Source organism: Nocardia sp. NPDC057272 (genome assembly GCF_042668615.1).
In the GTDB taxonomy this organism is placed as follows: domain Bacteria; phylum Actinomycetota; class Actinomycetes; order Mycobacteriales; family Mycobacteriaceae; genus Nocardia.
The window spans coordinates 1-18365 of the sequence record NZ_JBHUYK010000020.1; the positions used below are offsets into that span (position 1 = coordinate 1).

Consider the following 18365-nt stretch of genomic DNA (forward strand, 5'->3'; position numbering starts at 1 on the left):
GCCCTCAGCCGAGGGAGTCGCGGCGACCGTTTTCGTTGTCGGAGGGTGTGTGCGCCGAGAACGACAGAGCCGGTCGTGCGAGCGCACGACCGGCTCTGGGCATCGAATGCCTCAGTGCGCGAACACCAGTCCTTCCTCCGGTCCTTCCACCGTGCGCGGAGCGGACAGCTGCACGATCCGGCGGGGCAGCGCCGCCGCGACCACCGCGCCGACGAACGCGGTCGCGCCACCGATCAGGAAGGCGATCGTGAAGCCGCGGTCCAGATAGAACACCGCGCCCTGCGTCATCTCCGGCGGGATCGGCGCGATGTAGGAGTTGTTCATGATCGTGAACGCGATGACCGGCAGGACGGCGGGGAACACGCTCTGCGAGACGCCGACGATGCTCGCGGTGCCCGCCTGCAACTGCGGCGGCACGGCCTCGATCAGCAGATTCGGGATCGCGGCGTAGGCCATGCCCATGCCCGTGCCGAAGATGCCCGCGAAGACGATCAGCAGGGGCTTGCTGTCGTGCACGGCGGCGGTCAGCACGAATCCGACGGCCATCAGCAGCATGCCGCAGGTCATCAGGATGCGGGGGCGCACGTCGCGGCGGCCGACGAGCACACCCACGAGCACACCGCCGACCACCACCATCAGCCCCACCGGCGCCTGGAAGATCGCGAAACCCTCCGCGGTGACGCCGAATCCGTAGTCGAGCCCGAACACGGCCGGTGTCATGGCCATCATCGGCAGCAGGATGGTGAACAGGCCACTGGCGCCGTAGCAGAGTCCGGCGCCGATCGTGGTGAGCAGCACCGAACGGCGGCCGAGCACGTCGAGGTCGATCAGCGGCTCCCGGATCATTCGCGCGCTCGCCAGCCAGGCCAGCAGCAGCACGACACCACCGAAGAGGTATGCCATCGTCGTACTGTCACGCCAGCCCCAGGTCGGCCCGAAGCTGACCGCGATGAGGATGCCGGCGATGCCGCCGCCGAGCAGAAACGCTCCGAGCGGGTCGATCCGTGAGCGCAGCCGCACCGACGACTCGGCCGTCGTGAAGAAGATCAGCGCGCCCAGTACGGCGAGACCGATGACGAAGAACCAGAAGATGCTGCGGAATCCGTGGTTGTCGATCAGCCACCCGGTGAGGAACGGCGCGGGAATCGCGATCAACCCCATGCCGCTGGTGGCGATGCTGACCGCCAGCGCGATCGTCTTCGCCGGGAACACGTCCCGGATCAGCGAGTAGCTCAGGAACAGGCAGGGGATGAGCAGGCCGGTCAGCGCACGGCCCGCGATCAGGACCGCGTAGCTGCCCGCGATCGCCGACAGCAGCGATCCCGCCGCTGCCACGGTCACGCAACCGAGCAGGGCTTTGCGCTTGCCGTACATGTCCGCCAGCTTGCCGATCAGCGGCGCGGTGACGGCGCCGACCAGCAGGAACGACGTCAGCAGCCAGGCGCCCTGGGTGGTCTGGTAGTGCGCGGCGATCGACGGTAGCGCCGTCGAGATCATCATGTAGCTCACCGCCAGCATCTCCAGCAGGAGCACGATCGAGGCGAGCGAGAAGATCAGGCGTGGGGTCCAGCGGTCCACGGCGGGTGTCGGAGTGGGAGCGACCATCAGAGGTCCTTTCGAGGATGGGGCCCGCATCCGACGAACGATCGGAATGCGTAACCGACATCACACTTTCTCCGGGTGAGCCGTAGAGCCGACTATCCCATCCACTGGGAGATGGATATGACTGATAGTCAGATGGTCGCCGTCGAAACCGACGTGACCAGCGGGTCAGGCGTGTAACACAGTGCGCGAATACGCGCAGCCGGGCGAAACGCCGAACCCGTCGAGTCCTTCCTCAGACGCTGTAGCGCAGGCCCTGCTCCGAGCGGCAGATGTCGTCGATGCCCGAGACGATCTCGCGCAGCTGCTCCGAGGGCAGGGCCGAGGGACGCAGGCGGCAGGTGAAGGTGATCAGGCCGTAGTCGGCGGGCGTGAGGCCGCGGGCGGCGGCTTCGGCGCGCAGGTACTCCGAGCGCACGCCGTAGGTCATCGCGGAGATGACGGTGAAGCAGCCCGAGCGCTCGCGGTGCGCCGAGAACAGATCGTGCAGGCCGTAGAAGACCGAACCGTAGTTGGCCAGCGGGGCGAACACGCCGACGCGGTAGGCGGGGCCGCGCTCGGAGGAGTTGATGACGGTGTCGGCCAGGTACTCGGCGTCGCGCATGGTGAGGACCTTCGGCGCGAACATCAGCGCGCCCGCCGCCGCGTTGCGGACCGGCATGCCCGCACGGCCGCCCGCGGCGGAAGCGATGGCGCCCAGCGACTTGCGGGTCCGCGTGCCGACCTCACGCCGGGCCCGCAGGCCGCGCGTGGGGGCGGTGGGGTACAGGCTCGACCACTGACCGAAACGGACGGCGCCGAGGGTCACCTGGCCGGTGCCGACCGGGCGCGCCACCTTCAGCGGGGCGGTGTCGACCCAGCGACCGACCTGCAGCGCCGCGCTGCCGGGGTTGGTGATCTCGTTGGTCGCGTGCTCGACGAAGGAGTCGAAGTCGAGGAACCGGTCGGCGTCGGTGGTGAGCATGGTGTGGTCCTTGTCGACCTCGACCACGTCCAGGGTGAGGGCGGTGATGATGCCCGCGCGACCGCCCGCGCCGAGGATGCGGTGGAACCGCTCGGTGTGGTGTCCGCGCCCGCAGGTGCCGATCCGGCCGTCGGGGTCGACGTACTCGAGGTCGACGATCTGGTCGATGAACATGCCGTAGCGATGCGAGGCGGTGCTCACCCCGCCGACGGAGGCGAAGCCGCCCGCGGTGATGTCGCGATGATCGCCGACCACCGGCAGGCCGAGGCCGTGCGCGCCGAGGCGGCGGTCGATCTCGGACAGCTTCGCGCCCGCCTGCACGCGCACGGTGCGCCGACCCAGGTTGATGTCGAGCACCGAATTCATCTTGCGCAGCGACAGCGCCCCGCGCTGATCGGTCAGGCCATAGGACTCTTCGGTCTGTTCACCGCCGCGCACCGTCAACCGTTCCGACCGACCGCGCGAATCACGCACAGTGCGAACGACATCCGCCGTATCGGTGGGGAGATATTCTTCGGAGATGACGGTATGCGGCGTGCCCATGACCGCATAGCTAACCATAGGTGCGCGGTTCTTGCGCAGGGTACTTCGCACCTATTTCCGCGTGGGCGCGAGTTGCTTGGTGAACAGGACTTTTCCGGTCGCGTCGCACAAGTTGACGGTCATTTCTCCGGTGCGGCCGTCGATTTTCACCTCGCCGAAGTGCTGGTACTCCGGATCCATCGGGGAGGTGTTGGCGGTGGGCGGCGCGTGGACGTAGACCGCCTCGGGTCCGAAGGTCGGATCGAGGGGGTTGGGGCCGAAGGCGCCCGCGTTGAGCGGGCCCGAGACGAACTCCCAGAACTCGTCGAAATCGGTGAAGGCGGCGCGGGTGGGGGAGTAGTGGTGCGCGGCGGTGTAGTGGACATCCGCGGTGAGCCAGACGACATCGCTGACCTTGTTCGCCTTGATCGCCGAGAGCACCTGCGCGATCTCGGTCTCGCGGCCCGACGGTGCGCCGGGGGCGGCGTTGGCGGGGCCTTCGAAGGCGGTCTTGCCGTCGGGGACGACCACACCCAGCGGCAGGTCGGCGGCGACGATCTTCCAGGTGGCCTTGGAGTTCTTCAACCCGTCGGTGAGCCAAGCGATCTGGGCGGCGCCCAGGATCTGGCCCTGGGGCGCGGTATTGGCGGTGTTGGCGTCTTTGTAGGCGCGCATGTCCAGGACGAACACGTCCAGCAGCGGGCCGTAGGAGATCTTGCGGTAGAGGCGGCCGTCGACGGCTTCCTTGGGCTCCAAGGGCATCCACTCGTGGAAGGCCTGCCAGGAACGCGTAGCGAGGGTGTCCATGCTGCGCTCGGTGTAGCCCTTGTCGGCGGCGACCGTGCCGCCGGGGGACCAGTTGTTGGTGGTCTCGTGGTCGTCCCACTGGACGATCTGGGCGACGGCGGCGTTGAACCGGCGGTAGTTGTCGTCGGTGAGGTTGTAGGCGTAGTTGCCGCGGAACTGGTCGAGGGTTTCCGCGGGGGCGTTCTTCGCTTCGGCGGTGATGTTGCGCCAGATCCGGCCGTCTGGCAGCGTCACCGATTCCTTCAGCGCGTTGTCGGCGTAGATGCAGTCGCCGGAATGCAGGAACAGGTGCGGGTCGCGAGCGGCCATGGCGGAGAACACCTTCATGCCGCCGAGGTCCGGGTTGATCCCGAAACCCTGGCCGGCGACATCACCGGACCACAGCAGCGAGATGTCGGCGGGCGCGGTCGGCGCCGTGCGGAACACGCCGGTGAGGGCCTCCGAGCTCGCGCCCCCTTCCCCATCGAGGCGCACCCGGTAGTGCACGAGCTGCCCGGCGGGCAGACCGTTGACCCGCACCCGCCCGGTGCCGTCGGTCGCCGGGGTGAGCAGCGGCCCGGTGAATCGCTTGACGTCGGTGAACTTCTCGCTCGCCGACGTCTCCACCACCAGTGTCGCGGGCGTATCCGAGCGAGCCCAGATCAAGGCGCCGTCGCTGCGCGGATCCCCGACCGCCACCCCGTGCGTGAGCGAAGGCCTGGCTCGCACCAGTGCGGGCCCATCGTCACCGCAGGCCACCAGCGCGGGGGCGGTCACCACACCGAGGGCGGTTGCGCGCAGCAGCGTGCGCCGAGACATCGCGAAATCCGAAACAGCCATGAACGTCACGGTGCGCCACCGGTCGGAACACGCGGTCGTTAGCAAGGCAACGGAACATGAACGGTGCCGTACGACAGACCGAACTCGGGTGAGGCGTCTACAGACCCGCGGCGGCGGCGGTTTCGGGGTACCAGCGGGTGCATTCGGCGCGGAGGGGCACGGCGGTGTGGAGCTGGCACAGGACTGCCAGGCCGCCGAGGAAGGAGCGCAGGATCGGGGTGTGGGCCGGCGGCATGGTGAGTTGGCGCAGGATGTTCGTCAGGCGCAGGTCGGTGGCGAGGCGGACCTGTTCGCGGAGCCAGTCGGCCGAGAGGGGGTAGGTGGGGGCGAGCAGGGCTTCGCGGACCGGTTGGAGTCGGGCGGCGACGGTGGCGATGTCGAGGTCGCGGTCGGGGGCGACGAAGCCGTGGCGGCGCATGGCGGCCTCGAGGTCGGCGGGGGAGTCAGCGATGACGGCGGCGCCCACGTCGCTCGCGACGTCGAGGAAGGTACCGGGCCAGGGAGTGCAGGCGCCGAAGTCGACCACGCCGAGCCGGCCGTCGGGCATGCGAAGGAAATTGCCGGGGTGCGGGTCGCCGTAGACGAGGGCGGCGCGGGCGGGGGCGGAGAACAGGAAGCGCATGATCAGCACGCCGAGCCGGTCGAGTTCGTTCGCATTGCCGCGAATGATCAGCCGGGACAGGGGAACACCGTCGAGCCATTCGGTGACCAGCACGTCGCCGCGCTGGGCGATCACCCGGCTCACCACGACATCGGGGTCGTCGGCGAAGGCGGTGGCGAAGGCGCGCTGGTTGACGGCTTCGCGGGCGTAGTCGAGTTCGTCGCGGATCTCGTTGCACAGCGCCTCCACCACCGGGCGGGTGTCGGCGCCGGGCAGCAGTGCGGTGAACAACGGTGTGGCGCGACGCAGAGCTTGCAGGTCGGCCAGCACCGCGCGGCGGGAACCGGGGTACATGACCTTGACCGCGACCTGCGTGCCGTCGTGCCAGCGCGCCCGATGGACCTGGCCGACCGAGGCGGCGGCGGAGGCGCGGTCGTCGAATTCGAGGAACAGTGAGCGCCAGTGCGGGCCGAGATGGGTGGCGAGCTCGGCGTGGACCGCGCCGGGAAGCATGGCGGGCGCCGAATCGTGCAGTCGGGCAAGGGCTTGGCGGTACGGTTCGGCCAGGTCGGGGGCCAGGCCGAGTTCGAGCAGGCCGAGGAGCTGGCCCAGTTTCGCGACACAGCCCTTGAGCTCGCCGAGGACCTGGAAGAGGTGTTCGGCGGTGCGAACGCGGATGTCGCGGTCGACGGCGGCGGGGTCGCGACCCGCGGCGCGTTTGCCGAAGCCCGCGATGCGGCGGCCCGCGTAGGCCACCGGTACCGCGGCCAAGCGCGCACTGCGCACTACCCGGCCGGTGGGTGGATTGCCGTCACGAGGGGTCGTACGCCGGGCGAACGGCATGACGCGACCCTCGTCGGATTCGCCTCCGGCCATCGTCTACCTCGCTGTCCCCGACGCCCGCCATCTGTGGTGGCCGCCCGCCCGTGCCTGGCAAAGGTTACCAATCGGGCGCGAAGGTGTCCGGGCAACGGCGGACGCGTGCGAGAAGGATTGATCCGAGTGACGTAGATGTGCGCCGGTTCATCGTGTGGCGCACCAGGTTTCGGCTCAGCCGGCCTTGGTCTCGGGAATGCGGGTGGCGTCGATCTGGTTGTCGGTGGGTGCGACGCCCTTCTTGAGGCTGTGCGCGTACACGTCGACATATTCCTGGCCGGTGAGCCGCATCAGCTCGTACATCACCTCGTCGGTGACAGCGCGTTCGACGAAGCGGTTGCCGCTCATGCCCTCGTAGCGCGAGAAATCAAGAGGCGCACCGAACTTCAGCGTGACCTTCTGGCGACGCCACTTGAACGGTCCGGGCGGGCTCACCTTGTCGGTGCCGATCACCGCGACCGGGATCACCGGGACGCCGGTCTCCAGCGCGAGGCGCGCCATGCCGGTCTTGCCCTTGTAGAGGCGGCCGTCAGGGGAGCGGGTGCCCTCCGGGTACAGGCCGACGAGGCGACCTTCGTCGAGGAGCTTGGTGGCGGCGGTGAGCGCGTCCTCGGCGGCCGAGGCGCCGCTGCGGTCGATCGGGTACTGGCCGGTGCCGCTGAAGAAGAACTTCTGCAGCCGGCCCTTGAAACCGGGGGTGGTGAAGTACTCGGCCTTGGCCAGGTAGTTGATCCGGCGCGGGCTCAGCAGCGGAGCGAACAGCCAGTCCGAGAAGGAGAGGTGATTGCCCGCCATGATGGCCGGGCCCTCGGTCGGAATGTTCTCGACCCCTTCGACCTCGGGCCGGTTGTACACGTGCATGAACGGCCCCACGAGAACGAACTTGAGCAGCCAGTAGAACATGGCGTCCTTTCCCCGGGACCGTGATGGTCGTGTAGAGCCTCGTCGGACAACGACTTTACCGCTGGTCGCAGGTCACAACCAACCCGAGCTGGTAGCTGGAGCACATGGCTGTGACCCTTATCTCGCCGCGCGACCGGCCACCGGCGCATCGACCGCCGCCCTGGCCAATTCCGCGGCGCCGATCATGCCCGCGGCCTCTCCGAGCTGGGTGGTGCGCAGGCGTGCCAGCGGCCGGTGCCCGGCTCCGGTGACAGCGCTCGCGTAGTGTTCGCGAGCCTCGTCGAGGAACAGCGGCGCCGAACTGCTCACCCCGCCCGCGATCACCACGAGGTCGGGATCGAACAGATCGCTGACGAAGGCGAGGCCGAGTCCGAGCCACCGCGCGAAGTCGGCCATCACCCGGACCGCGAGTGGATCGCCGTCCTGTGCGGCGCCCGCGACCCGGCGGCCGGTGAGCGAGCCGGGGTCGCGCAGAACGTCGCGCGCGAGCACCGAACGCACAGGGTCGGTGGCGAGCATTTCGATGGCGGTGTCGGCCAGCGCCGTTCCGCTGCAGTAGCGCTCCCAGCAGCCGTGTTTGCCGCAGGGACAGGCACGGCCCTCGGGCACGACCTGGAGATGGCCGAGTTCGGGGGCGATGCCGTGGCTGCCGCGATAGAGCTGACCGTCGATGAGCAGCGCGGCGCCGATGCCGGTGCCGATCGCGACGAGCACCACCGTCTGCCCGCCCGCCGCCGCGCCGAAGCGGTATTCGGCCCAGCCCGCGGCGTTCGCGTCGTGTTCGAGGATCACCGGCAGGCCCAGCCGCGCGGTGAGCCGTTGGGCGACCGGGGCGTTCTGCCACGGCAGGTGCGGGGCGAACAGGACCGTCGATTGATCGGTGGAGATGAAACCGGCGACGGCCAGCCCCACCGCCGCGATCGGATGCCGCCGGGCCAGCTCGCGCACCGAGCGGTCGATCGCGTCCTCGAGGGCGCGCGCCGAATGCGGGGTCGGCGCCTGCACGGTGTCGAGCACCTCGCCGTCGCCGTCGACCACCGAGGCGCGAATGTTGGTGCCACCCACATCGATGCCGACGGTGAGCAGGTGTTGCGGGTCGATCCTGCTGGTCATCCCCGGATCGTCACCGGAATGTCGACATATTGCGAGCGTGGCGCGCGGGCGGCGGCCGACCGATCCTCGGCCCTGGGGCGCTGGTTCGGGGTGGCGGCCGTCGGCGGCGCGGTGGGGGCGAAGGTGTCAGCGCCCGGCGCGGTCGCGTCGGCGCGGTCCGGTTCGGGGGTGATGTGCGGTGTGCGCGTGGTCCGAGGCGCGTTGTACTCGTCGACCCGGCGTGGGCGCGGGGCACTGGACTGGTCCGGGCGAGGGGCTCGCCGGCGCGGGCTGGAACCCGGATCCTGCAGACCCGTGGCATCGCTGGGGCGTGGGGGCTGCTCCGTGGGCTCGGGTGCGGCGGCGTGGTCGTCGGCCGAATGCGGGTGTCCCGCAGCGTGCTCGGCCCATTCCGGCGGGAGAACCGGTTCGACGGGGATGCCCGCGAGGGCTTCGCGCAGGACCGTCACCATGGAGGTGCCGTGGTCGGCGAGGGCCGCGACGACGTCGTGGTGGTCGCCGCGCAGCAGGGCCGCGGCCGCGCAGACCGGGCACCAGGCGCAACCGCCCAGGTCGGCTCGGCCGTCGGCGGCGGTGCGGCGCAGCACGGGTTCGACCCGGGCGAGCAGAACTTCGGAGAGTAGGCGCAGCTCCTCGGTGAACTCGGCGAAGCCGTCGTGGCCGTGGCGCTCGGACTGGGAGTCAGTGCTCATCTGCGGTGGCCTTCGTGTAGTTCGGATCGGCGGGCCACACCCGCGGATCGGGCCGGAAGCGGACCACGAGGTGACCGGTGTCGAGTTCGGCGCCCGCCACTGTGCAGCGGCGCAGCACCGGCGCGAGCCGTACGCGTGTGCGTACCCCGTCGGCTCCCACGATCAGATCGTCCTCCACTCGGCCCAGCCGCAAGGTGCCGGGATCGACTACCGGCAGCCGCATCCGCATCGCGTACACGGAGTCGACACCGGAGCCGGACTCCCATCGAACCATCGGTTCGCCCGAATCCGCTCCCTGCGCGTGTGAGGCGGACAGCGTGTCGACCGAATGCGAGAAGGCCGCCAGCGAATTCACCCCCACCGGTTCGGCGCCGGCGTGCTGGGCGATCAGGATCGGGACATCGGTGAGTTGCTCGTGCAGCCGGGCCACCACCTCGAGTTGCTCGGCGCGGCGGTTCAGGTACCAGTGCACGGCCGGGTGGGCGTTGTCGCCGGGCGGTGGCACCGGCGCCAGCACCTTGTTCACCACCACCGCGTCCATCCGCAGGCCCAGCAACGCGGCCGCCGAACGCACCCGCCGCGCCTCGGCGACGGCGACCTGTTCGGGGCCGGTGATCAGGCGGGCGCTGGTACGGGTGCGGTCGGCGAGGAGATCGCGGACCTGGGTCACCGCGACCACGACCCGTTCGACCGCGGCCGCGAGCACCGCCTTGCGCAGATCCAGTCCGATCGCGCTCATCGTGCGCGCATGCTTGGGCCAGAGGCGTTCGAGATAGGCCAGCATGGTGTCGGGGGCGGTGACGATGCGCAGCATGTCGGCCGAGGGCGGGCAGTCGACGACGATGACGTCCCAGTCGTTCTCCTCGGCGTACTGGGCGATCTCGACCAGCATCAACAGTTCCTGCACACCGGGCAGCCCGGTCAGCTCGGCCGGATCCAGCGCGGCGAGGTCGAAGCCGTGATCGTGGCCGCCGCCCTTGGCCAGCATCGCCACCACATCGCGGAACCGGTCCTCGAGCAGGGCGAGCGAGTCGATCTCGATCACCTCGATGCCGGGCGCCACCCTGGCCACCCCGGCGACGGTGCCCGGATCGTGCGGGAAACGGAAACCGAGCGCGTCGCCGAGCGAATGGGCCTGATCCAGCGAGGCGATCAGCACACGCTGACCCGAGCGGGCATAGGTCATGCTCGTCGCGCAGGCCAGCGTCGTCTTCCCGACACCACCCTTGCCGACGAACAATTCGACGCGGGTACCGCCCGGGGCGCTCAGCCTTCGACCCGCTTCTTGAGCTCGTTGAGCGCGGTGTCGGTGATGACCTTCTCGGCTTTGCGTTTGAACATGCCGATCATCGGGATGTTCAGATCGACGGTGAGTTCGTAGACCACTTCGGTGCCACCCCCCGGCCGGTCCCGGAGTTCGTAGCTGCCGTCCTGGGCCTTCTGCAGGTCACCTTCGAGCAGCCGCCAGCTCACCGCTCTACCGTCGGCGCGCCAGGTGTAGGACAGCACGTAGGTGTCCTTGACGACGCCGGCGTCGAGCACGAACCGTGCTGTGGCCGCGCGCCCTTCGGCGTCGCGATCGATGACTTCGACCGACTTCGCGGCGGCCACCCACTCCGGATAGGACTCCAGATCCGCGATAACGGCCATCACCTGCTGCGACGGTGCGTCGATGAGAATCGATCTCTGAGTCCGGTCGGCCATGGCAGCCAAGCCCTCATTTCTGTCTGGGAACGATGCCTGTCAGGGGGCGGCGGCGATCGCGGGCGCGACGCCCGCGGGGCGACCGGCTTCGAGTCGCGCCTTGAGCTCGAAGGCCATGTTGCGACCCGCGACCCGGCGGGCCCGATTGGCCGCGGCCAGCGCGCGCGGCGACTCCGACGCGGCCGTGGTGGGCTCGGCGTGCAGGAAGTAGTGCAGGATGGCGCCCTCGGGGACGGCCTCGAGCCATACCTCCATGGTGCCGGTCAGCGCGCCTGCCACCGTCCAGCGGATGCCTTTGTCGCCGCGATCCTCGCGCACATCGAGGCGCAGGTCGGGCCACCAGCGGCGCCAGTTGTTCGCGGCGCTGAGCACCTCGGCGATCGCGGTGCCGGGTGCGGCGAGGAAGGTCTGATCTGCGACCTGGATACTGCTCACCCGGCTGAGCGTAGTGGACGCCACACCGGGCCCCGCCAAGGTGTCACCGCAGCAGTTCCCGCAAGCGGGCGCCCTGACGGTCCCAATGCCAGTTCTGCTCCACCCAGGCCCGGCCCGCGGCGCCCATCTCGGCCGCCTTGTCCCGGTCGGTGAGCAGCTCGACGATGGCATCGCTGATCTGCGGGACCGACCGGCCGTGCACCACGATGCCGGTCTCGCCCTCGCGCACCGTCTCGGGGGCGCCGCCGGAATCTCCCGCCACGACCGGGACCCCGGTCGCCGACGCCTCGAGGAAGACGATCCCGAGGCCCTCGACGTCCAGGCCTGCCCCGCGCGTGCGGCACGGCATCGCGAACACATCGGCGATCGTGTGATGGGCGGCCAGCTCACCGGAGGGTACCCGCCCGGTGAACACCACACTGTCCTGCACGCCGAGCGCCTCGGCCAGCGCGCGCAGGCGCGTCTCGTACGGTCCACCACCGGCGATCACCAGCACCGCGCCGTCGACGCGCTCGCGGATCTCGCTCATCGCCACGATCAGCATGTCCTGACCCTTGCGCGGGACCAGCCGCGACAGGCACAGCACCGTCGGGCGCTCGCCGAGGCCGTAGCGGGCGCGCAGCTCTTCCCGGGCGGCCGGGTCGGGCCGGAACTCGGTGGGGTCGACGCCCGGCGGCAGATGCTCGAGTGCCGCGCGCGGACCGAAGGCCGAGGCGAAACGGCCGCGGGTGTACTTGCTGACGTAGGTCACCACATCGGTGTGCTCGCCGATCGACCGCAGCACCTGGCGCGAACCGGGCAGCATCGACCAGCCGACCTCGTGACCGTGGGTACTGGCCAGGATGCGCTCCGCGCCCGCGCGCCGCAGCATCGGCGCCATCGCCGCCAGGGGAGCGGCCGCGCCGAACCACACGGTGTCGCAGTCGTGCTCGCGCAGCAGCGCACTCGCCCGCTTGATGACCGCGGGGGTCGGCAGCATCAGCGTCGTCGGATGACGCACCACCTGGAACTTCTGCGCGGCGTCGAACTTCTCGTGGCTGTCACCGCGCCAGCGCGGGGCGTACACCACCAGGTCCTCGGGCGGCAGCTGATTCGACAGCGCCTGCAGATACGACTGGATTCCGCCCGGCCGAGGCGGGAAATCGTTGGTAACCAGCAGAGTTCGGGCCATAAGAGAACAACCTAATCGGTCGGCTGACAGGTGGGCGGACGTGGTCAGGCGTACCCGCGCCTGCGACCGTCATGCGGCGCGGCCGCGTAACCAGGCCCGCCACCCGTCCAGCAACTCGGCACGCGAGGCACCGAGCACGGCGGTGAACGCCGCATCCTGGGCCGCGGGGGACTGGGGGCCGGTGGCCAGGCGCTTGTACAAGGTGGTGAGGGCGGTGGTGCCGTAGCGGTCGGCGAGGAAGGCACAGGTGCTCCACGCGCTTTCGTAGGCGTAGGCCGCGTCGACACCGGTGAAATCGGTATCGGCGACGAGTTCGGTCGGCAGGGCGCCGCCGCGCAACCGGGTGGTCAGCGTGGGCGCGATCTGGGAGAAGGTGGTCTGCTGATCGCGCTGAGCGACGTACTCCGCGAAGCCCTCCAGCATCCACAACGGTGCGCCGTCGGTGGTGTCGGCCCGGGTGGCGAGGTGGGTGAGTTCGTGGCGCAGCAACGTGGCCATACCCTCGTTCCCGACTCGCCTGCGGGCGTCGGGGTTGAACACGATGCGCTGGTCGGTGGGCTGGGTGCCGGGGGTGTAGGACCCGGTGAGCGACACGGCGGCCACGTCGGTGCCGGTGGCGCCCGCGGACCTGGTCAGCGCGGTGAATTCGGCCGGAGTGCTCGCCACGACCACCACGGGCGCGCGATTCCACTCGGTGCCCCACACCGCGCTCACATCCGAAATGGCTCGGCCCAGTTGTTGTTCGAGGACATCGAGGTCGGCGCGATGGCTGGGGTGGGCCACCAGCAGCGCCTCGGCCGCGGCACCGTCGGCGACTTCACGCACCAGGATCGGGCCGTACGGTTGCAGCTCGCGGCGCACCGGACTCAAGCGCGGATTGTCGATGCCCTCGGAGGTGTCGAGGACTTCGGCCTCGTCGGTGGCCAGCTGCAACGGACCCGCGTTGCGCGGCACCAGGATCAGTGCCACGCACGCCCCGGTCAGCAGCGTGACCGAGGCGAGCGTGATGCAGAATTCCAGGCGGCCGTTCGACGAGAACCACGAACGCAGGCCCGAGCGGGGGGACGGATCGGTCACCGGTCTTGCTCAGTATCGCCGGGCCGAGTGGTACGGGGTGGTGTTGATCGGCGCGACAGCGACCGGCACGCCGAACGTGGAGGCGTGCACCATCATTCCGTTGCCCGCGTAGATGCCGACGTGGGTGATGTCGGGATAGAACAGGATCACGTCGCCGGGCAGCAGTTCGTCCTTGGACACCGGCGTGCCGTAGCCCGCCTGCTGGGAACTGGTGCGCGGCACGTTCTTGCCGACCTGTTTGAACGCCCACTGCACGAGACCGGAGCAGTCGAACTGATCGGGCCCGGTGGCGCCCCAGACATACGGATCGCCGACACGGGTGAGGGCGGCGGCCAGCGCGCTGGTGCCGCTGCCGGGGACCAGGCCCGCGAGCAGCGAATCACGGTCGAAGCCAGGGGGGAACGGTGAACCGGCCAGCGTCGACTTGTCGCGAGCCGAGAGCTGACTCCACGCCTCGACCACCGAGGTGGTCGAGGCGGCGAGTTCCTGGCGTTTGCGTTCGACGTCCGCCCGCACCGCGTCGGCGGCGGTGGTCGCGGCGTGCGCCGCCTCGGCGGCCGTGCGGGCGACGGCGTCGGCCGCGGTGGCGGCGTCGGCGGCCTGCTTGAACTGGCGGACCGTATCGGTGGTCTGCTGGGCGAGCACGTCCAGCGTCGACATCTTGTCCAGCAACTGCTGCGGGGAACCGCTCGACAGCACGGCGAACATGCTGTTGGTGCGCACGCCGGTATAGGCGGCCACGGCGGTGCGGTCGATCATCGGCTGGAACTTGCGCACTTCGGCGCGGGCGGCCTCGACGACCGCGGAGGTGGCAGCGACCCTGTCGTCGGCTTCGCGTTGCAGCGCGAGCTTGGCGTCGAGATCGCCTTGCGCGGTGAGAGCGAGCTGATTGAGCTGTTCGGACTGACGAGAGAGGTCGACCATGCGGGAGATCGCGTCGGTCGCGGTGGTCGGCAGGGCCACAGGGTCGGCACCGGAGGGACCGGCGGTGTAGATCGCGCACACCAGGATCGCGGCGGAAAGGGCTCCGGCGAAACCACGCGTGGCGTGCGAATTCCGGTGGTGTGCAGTCACAGTGGCCCGTGCCCCGTTCTCTCGTTGTCCGCCGATACAGCGCACTACCTGAGCGCGATCTCCTCGTCAGCCGAGAAGGTCTCGATCAGGTTACGGAACTGTATGCAGTCGTGTCCAGTAAAGGTACGTGCGCCGTCCAACCCAGTGGACGGCGCACGTACCCGGACGATCAGTGCCGTGACGGTGCGCACTTCCCCGCGAATCGCGCATCACGCGGCATTCGATCAGAAGCGTCGAGCGCCCGCGAACGGCATCGACGACAGCGACGCGATCTGAACGGGGGTGCCGGCGGTGGAGGCGTGCACGACGTTGCCGTCACCGGCGTACAGGCCGGAGTGGCCGCCGCCGTAGAACGACACCATGTCGCCGGGCTGCAGGGCATCGATGGAGACCGGGGTGCCGGCGCCCAGCTGGGCGTCGCTGGTGCGCGGAATGTCCATGCCGGCCTGGGCGTAGGCCCACTGGACCAGGCCCGAGCAGTCGAAGGCGTTCGGGCCGGCGGCGCCGTAGACGTAGGGCGAGCCGATCTTGCTCAGCGCGGCATCGAGGGCGATGTCGGCGGCGGTGGCGCGCGGTGCGGTGAAAACCTGCGGCGCGGCCGGGATCTCGATCCCGGGGACGCCCTGGGGCAGCGGAATCTCGTTCGGAACCTCGAAAGTGCCGATGCCGGGCACGGTCACCGGGGTGGCCGATGCCGGGGCGGCCGGCAGGAGGAACGCGCCGATGGTGGCAGCGCCGACGGCTCCGACGGCAACGGCACGCTGCGCCTGACGCTTGACGGTGTTGTTCGCCATGATGCGGAACTTCCAATCTGCCCCACGACGCCGTGTCCGTTTGACGCGGCGGGCTTCGTCTCGCTGACCGTTTCCGATCGGCGGGACTCCGTGAGGTCTCAAAAAGGTTACGAAGACATCACGGGGGTTTGTAAAGTCGGACATCGGTCCAAAGGGGGTTTCGGCTGATATCACCGAAGAATGTGTGCGAGCTGAGTCACACCCGATCACGAAACGATAACGCCAGGTCGCGGCGTTCGAGATTTCCGGGTGCTACCGGCGCGTCGCCAATAGGGTTCGCGCGGCGATTGTGGTGCCCAGAATCGGTAAATCCGCAGGTCGTGCAGGCTCGGAGCGTGGTTTGCCTGCGTGTCGGACGGTCCGCCTCACGGGCGGCGCGCCGTAAGCTGCGGCGCGCGCAGAGCGGTAAGGCCGATTACCCATTGAAATCTGATGAACTCATGTGAATTCGATAAGAATGTGAGCCCGGTCACAATTCAGTTTGATCTTGGGCATTTTGTTCGCATCAGAACGAAAGTCTCGCGCCGAATTGTCGGCTCCGAAGATCACGGCCCCGGGTCGTACCGGGCCGCGGGCCGGGTCGCCGGGTGGTATCCGCCCCTCGCCGCTTGGCGGGAAATCGCTGAGGCGGTTACGGTACGGCCACGTCAGGCGGCTGATCGGCTGAGTGGTGACCGAGTTCGGGCGAGCTTGTCGGACCCCCGTCCTACGCTGCTCGCCGTGCCCGATCCCGTTCCGCTCCCGGCTGCCGCCCGGCAGTTGGCCTTCGACGAGCTCGATACCCCGCTGTATGCCACCACTTTCGTCGTCGTCGACCTCGAAACGACCGGGACCAGCGCTGATCGGGACGCGATCACCGAGATCGGGGCGGTGAAGGTGCGCGGCGGCGAGGTGCTGGGGGAGTTCGCGACCCTGGTGAATCCGGGGTACGCGATTCCGCCCGCCATCGTGCAGATCACCGGGATCACCACGGCGATGGTCTACGAGGCGCCGCGGATCGAGGGGGTGTTGCCGGGGTTCTTCGAGTTCGCCGCCGGCGCAGTGCTGGTGGCGCACAACGCGCGCTTCGACACCGCGTTCCTCAAAGCGGCCGCGGCCCGCCAGGACATCGCGTGGCCCAATCCGCAGGTGTTGTGCACGGTGAAGCTGGCACGTCGGGTGCTCACGCGTGACGAGGCCCCATCGGCGCGGCTCGGGGTGCTGGCACAGATCCTCGGTGCGTCGACGACGCCGACGCACCGCGCGCTCGACGACGCCCGCGCCACCGTCGATGTGCTGCACGCGTTGATCGGCCGGGTCGGCAATCAGGGCGTGCACAGCCTGACCGAGCTGCTCGACTATCTGCCCGGCGTCACCGGAACCCAGCGGGCCAAGCGCACTTTCGCGACCGATCTGCCTGTCGCGCCCGGCGTCTATCTCTTCCGCGGACCGTCGGACGAAGTCCTCTATATAGGGACTGCGGTGAATCTGCGCCGTCGCGTCCGCAACTACTTCACCGGCTCGGAGACCCGCGGCCGGATGAAAGAGATGGTGGCACTGGCGATTCGGGTCGACCACGTGGTGTGCGCGCACGGCCTCGAAGCCGGGGTGCGCGAGCTGCGGTTGCTCGCCGCGCACGCGCCGCCGTACAACCGCCGCTCGAAGTTCCCCAAGCGTGGGTGGTGGCTCACCCTGAGCGAGGAGGCGTTCCCCCGATTGACCGCGGTGCGCACCCCGACCCGAACCGCGATGGGGCCGTTCCATTCCCGGACCGACGCCGTCGACGTGGCGTTGACGATCGCCGAATTCGCCGGAATCCGAACCTGCGCCACCCGGCTCACCCGCACGGCGAAACACACCTGCCCGCCCACGGTGGTCGGTGGCTGTCCCGCCGCACGTCACGACGGCGACCTCGACGCGATGAGCTACGCGCCGGCCGTCGACGCGGTCTGCGACCTGTTCACCGGGCGCTCCGACGCTGTGCTCCGCGCGATGATCGATCGCATCGAAACTCATTCCACCGCAGAGCATTTCGAGGCAGCTGCCCGTTTGCGCGACCGCACCGCCGCCGTTGTCACGAAACTGCACCGCACCCAGCGTCTCGCCGCCCTCGCTCGCCTCGCGGAACTGATCATCGCCCTGCCCGACGGTGCGGGCGGCTGGGAATTCTCCGTCATCCGCCACGGCCGCCTCGCCGCGGCAGGCGCCGCGGCCCGCGGCACCCCGCCGATGGCCGTTGTCGATCAGATCGTCGCCGCCGCCGAAACCGTGATCCCCGACCTGGGCACCGCGTCGCCGGGTAGCGGGACCCAGCGTCCACTCGAGGGCGTGGTCGTCGACCTCGACGACCGCGTCCCACCCCTGCGTGGAGCCCCACCGGAGGAAGTCGGCGTCATCGCTCGCTGGCTTGCCAAACCCGGCGCGCGGATCGTGCGGACCAGCGACGGGTACCACGAACCGCTGCACGGTGCGGCGCGCTGGGTGGGATGGGCGCAGCTCGCGCGCGCGGCGGCGACCACCAGGAGCGAACAGGAGGAGTATCTGGCCGAACGTTGACACCGAACACCAGCCTCCGTGCGGGCCCAACGGTCTGGCCGAACGGCCGGGAAGTCCGTCCTGGATCATGGACGACGACTCCGTGCACCGTGGCGGGGCCCGAGGACAAGGAGCAGCGGCGGATGTTCGTGAAGGTGTGCGGTCTGACCACCGAGGAACAGATCGACTGGGCGATCGAGCTCGGGTACTCCGCGATCGGCGTCATGGTGACGACGAAGAGCAAGCGGTACCGCACCCCCGAACAGGCACGCGCGCTCGCCGGCTACGCGCGTGGGCGCATCACCACCTTCGCCGTCGCCCTGGAGGCGAGCGAGGTCGCCGAGGTGGCGGACGCGTTCGACGTCGTGCAGCTCTACCGGTGGACCGACCTGCCGAACCTGGCCTTCTGCTCCTCGAACCCGCCGGAACCGGGTCAGGCCAGCGAATACTTCTTCTATGACGCCAGTGCGGGGACCGGTGTGTTCGAAGAATTCCCCGACTGGGTTCGTGCGCAACCGGGCCGGGTGGTGCTGGCGGGCGGCCTCGACCCCGACAACGTCGCCGATGTCATCGCCCGGCACCGTCCCTATGGCGTGGACGTGTCCAGTTCGGTGGAAACGGCACCCGGGGTGAAGAGCTATGACCTGATGCGTCGGTTCAAAGCGGCCACCGAGCGGCCCGAAGTTCTAGAGTGATC

16 protein-coding genes are annotated in these 18365 nt (G+C 69.4%); 2 read left to right on the forward strand and 14 right to left on the reverse strand.

The window, feature by feature from the left end; genetic code table 11:
- Positions 1–111: 111 nt before the first annotated feature.
- From ACFULV_RS24100 to ACFULV_RS24165, 14 genes are all read right to left on the reverse strand, one after another.
- Positions 112–1605, reverse strand: coding sequence for an MFS transporter (locus ACFULV_RS24100; protein ID WP_378660384.1), 1494 nt, complete (start codon positions 1603–1605; stop codon positions 112–114).
- Between the two features lie 232 nt (positions 1606–1837).
- Positions 1838–3109: an FAD-binding oxidoreductase gene (locus ACFULV_RS24105; protein ID WP_378660387.1), complete on the reverse strand. Its 1272-nt coding sequence runs from the start codon at positions 3107–3109 to the stop codon at positions 1838–1840.
- A gap of 51 nt (positions 3110–3160) precedes the next feature.
- Positions 3161–4714, reverse strand: coding sequence for an alkaline phosphatase D family protein (locus ACFULV_RS24110; protein WP_378660390.1), 1554 nt, complete (start codon positions 4712–4714; stop codon positions 3161–3163).
- 97 nt (positions 4715–4811) lie between these two features.
- Positions 4812–6191: an ABC1 kinase family protein gene (locus ACFULV_RS24115; RefSeq protein WP_378636558.1), complete on the reverse strand. Its 1380-nt coding sequence runs from the start codon at positions 6189–6191 to the stop codon at positions 4812–4814.
- 174 nt (positions 6192–6365) lie between these two features.
- A complete protein-coding gene (locus ACFULV_RS24120; RefSeq protein ID WP_378636561.1) occupies positions 6366–7094 on the reverse strand; it encodes a lysophospholipid acyltransferase family protein in 729 nt (242 codons plus the stop codon).
- Between the two features lie 117 nt (positions 7095–7211).
- Positions 7212–8207 (reverse strand): ROK family protein, encoded by a 996-nt coding sequence (locus tag ACFULV_RS24125; protein ID WP_378660393.1) that lies wholly within the window; start codon positions 8205–8207, stop codon positions 7212–7214.
- The gene (locus ACFULV_RS24130) at positions 8204–8899 is read right to left on the reverse strand and encodes a hypothetical protein (protein WP_378660396.1); all 696 of its coding nucleotides are present in this window, start codon (positions 8897–8899) and stop codon (positions 8204–8206) included. The genes ACFULV_RS24125 and ACFULV_RS24130 overlap by 4 nt, the downstream gene beginning before the upstream one ends.
- A complete protein-coding gene (locus tag ACFULV_RS24135; RefSeq protein WP_378660399.1) occupies positions 8889–10139 on the reverse strand; it encodes an ArsA family ATPase in 1251 nt (416 codons plus the stop codon). The genes ACFULV_RS24130 and ACFULV_RS24135 overlap by 11 nt, the downstream gene beginning before the upstream one ends.
- A gap of 26 nt (positions 10140–10165) precedes the next feature.
- Positions 10166–10603: an SRPBCC family protein gene (locus ACFULV_RS24140; protein WP_378636569.1), complete on the reverse strand. Its 438-nt coding sequence runs from the start codon at positions 10601–10603 to the stop codon at positions 10166–10168.
- Positions 10604–10642: 39 nt separating this feature from the next.
- A complete protein-coding gene (locus ACFULV_RS24145) occupies positions 10643–11038 on the reverse strand; it encodes a polyketide cyclase / dehydrase and lipid transport (RefSeq protein ID WP_378636572.1) in 396 nt (131 codons plus the stop codon).
- 43 nt (positions 11039–11081) lie between these two features.
- On the reverse strand, positions 11082–12209 hold the full coding sequence (locus tag ACFULV_RS24150; RefSeq protein WP_378660402.1) for a glycosyltransferase family 4 protein: 1128 nt from the start codon (positions 12207–12209) through the stop codon (positions 11082–11084).
- A 69-nt stretch (positions 12210–12278) separates the two neighbouring features.
- Complete coding sequence (locus ACFULV_RS24155; protein ID WP_378660405.1) at positions 12279–13286, reverse strand: peptidase MA family metallohydrolase; 1008 nt, start codon at positions 13284–13286, stop codon at positions 12279–12281.
- Positions 13287–13295: 9 nt separating this feature from the next.
- Positions 13296–14360 carry an NlpC/P60 family protein gene (locus ACFULV_RS24160; protein ID WP_378660407.1) on the reverse strand — a complete coding sequence of 355 codons (1065 nt, stop codon included), beginning with the start codon at positions 14358–14360 and terminating at the stop codon, positions 13296–13298.
- A 224-nt stretch (positions 14361–14584) separates the two neighbouring features.
- On the reverse strand, positions 14585–15154 hold the full coding sequence (locus ACFULV_RS24165; protein WP_378636581.1) for a C40 family peptidase: 570 nt from the start codon (positions 15152–15154) through the stop codon (positions 14585–14587).
- Between the two features lie 720 nt (positions 15155–15874).
- Between ACFULV_RS24165 and ACFULV_RS24170 the strand changes: the two genes are divergently transcribed.
- Complete coding sequence (locus ACFULV_RS24170; RefSeq protein WP_378660410.1) at positions 15875–17689, forward strand: DEDD exonuclease domain-containing protein; 1815 nt, start codon at positions 15875–15877, stop codon at positions 17687–17689.
- 122 nt (positions 17690–17811) lie between these two features.
- Positions 17812–18363 carry a hypothetical protein gene (locus ACFULV_RS24175; RefSeq protein ID WP_378660413.1) on the forward strand — a complete coding sequence of 184 codons (552 nt, stop codon included), beginning with the start codon at positions 17812–17814 and terminating at the stop codon, positions 18361–18363.
- The last annotated feature ends 2 nt before the right edge of the window (positions 18364–18365 follow it).

What these genes read in the sequence shown, in the direction of transcription:
- ACFULV_RS24100 (WP_378660384.1), bottom strand. Translation starts at nt 1,605, where the DNA reads ATGGTCGCTCCCACTCCGACACCCGCCGTGGACCGCTGGACCCCACGC.
- ACFULV_RS24105 (WP_378660387.1), bottom strand. Translation starts at nt 3,109, where the DNA reads ATGGGCACGCCGCATACCGTCATCTCCGAAGAATATCTCCCCACCGAT.
- ACFULV_RS24110 (WP_378660390.1), bottom strand. Translation starts at nt 4,714, where the DNA reads ATGGCTGTTTCGGATTTCGCGATGTCTCGGCGCACGCTGCTGCGCGCA.
- ACFULV_RS24115 (WP_378636558.1), bottom strand. Translation starts at nt 6,191, where the DNA reads ATGGCCGGAGGCGAATCCGACGAGGGTCGCGTCATGCCGTTCGCCCGG.
- ACFULV_RS24120 (WP_378636561.1), bottom strand. Translation starts at nt 7,094, where the DNA reads ATGTTCTACTGGCTGCTCAAGTTCGTTCTCGTGGGGCCGTTCATGCAC.
- ACFULV_RS24125 (WP_378660393.1), bottom strand. Translation starts at nt 8,207, where the DNA reads ATGACCAGCAGGATCGACCCGCAACACCTGCTCACCGTCGGCATCGAT.
- ACFULV_RS24130 (WP_378660396.1), bottom strand. Translation starts at nt 8,899, where the DNA reads ATGAGCACTGACTCCCAGTCCGAGCGCCACGGCCACGACGGCTTCGCC.
- ACFULV_RS24140 (WP_378636569.1), bottom strand. Translation starts at nt 10,603, where the DNA reads ATGGCCGACCGGACTCAGAGATCGATTCTCATCGACGCACCGTCGCAG.
- ACFULV_RS24150 (WP_378660402.1), bottom strand. Translation starts at nt 12,209, where the DNA reads ATGGCCCGAACTCTGCTGGTTACCAACGATTTCCCGCCTCGGCCGGGC.
- ACFULV_RS24165 (WP_378636581.1), bottom strand. Translation starts at nt 15,154, where the DNA reads ATGGCGAACAACACCGTCAAGCGTCAGGCGCAGCGTGCCGTTGCCGTC.
- ACFULV_RS24175 (WP_378660413.1), top strand. Translation starts at nt 17,812, where the DNA reads ATGTTCGTGAAGGTGTGCGGTCTGACCACCGAGGAACAGATCGACTGG.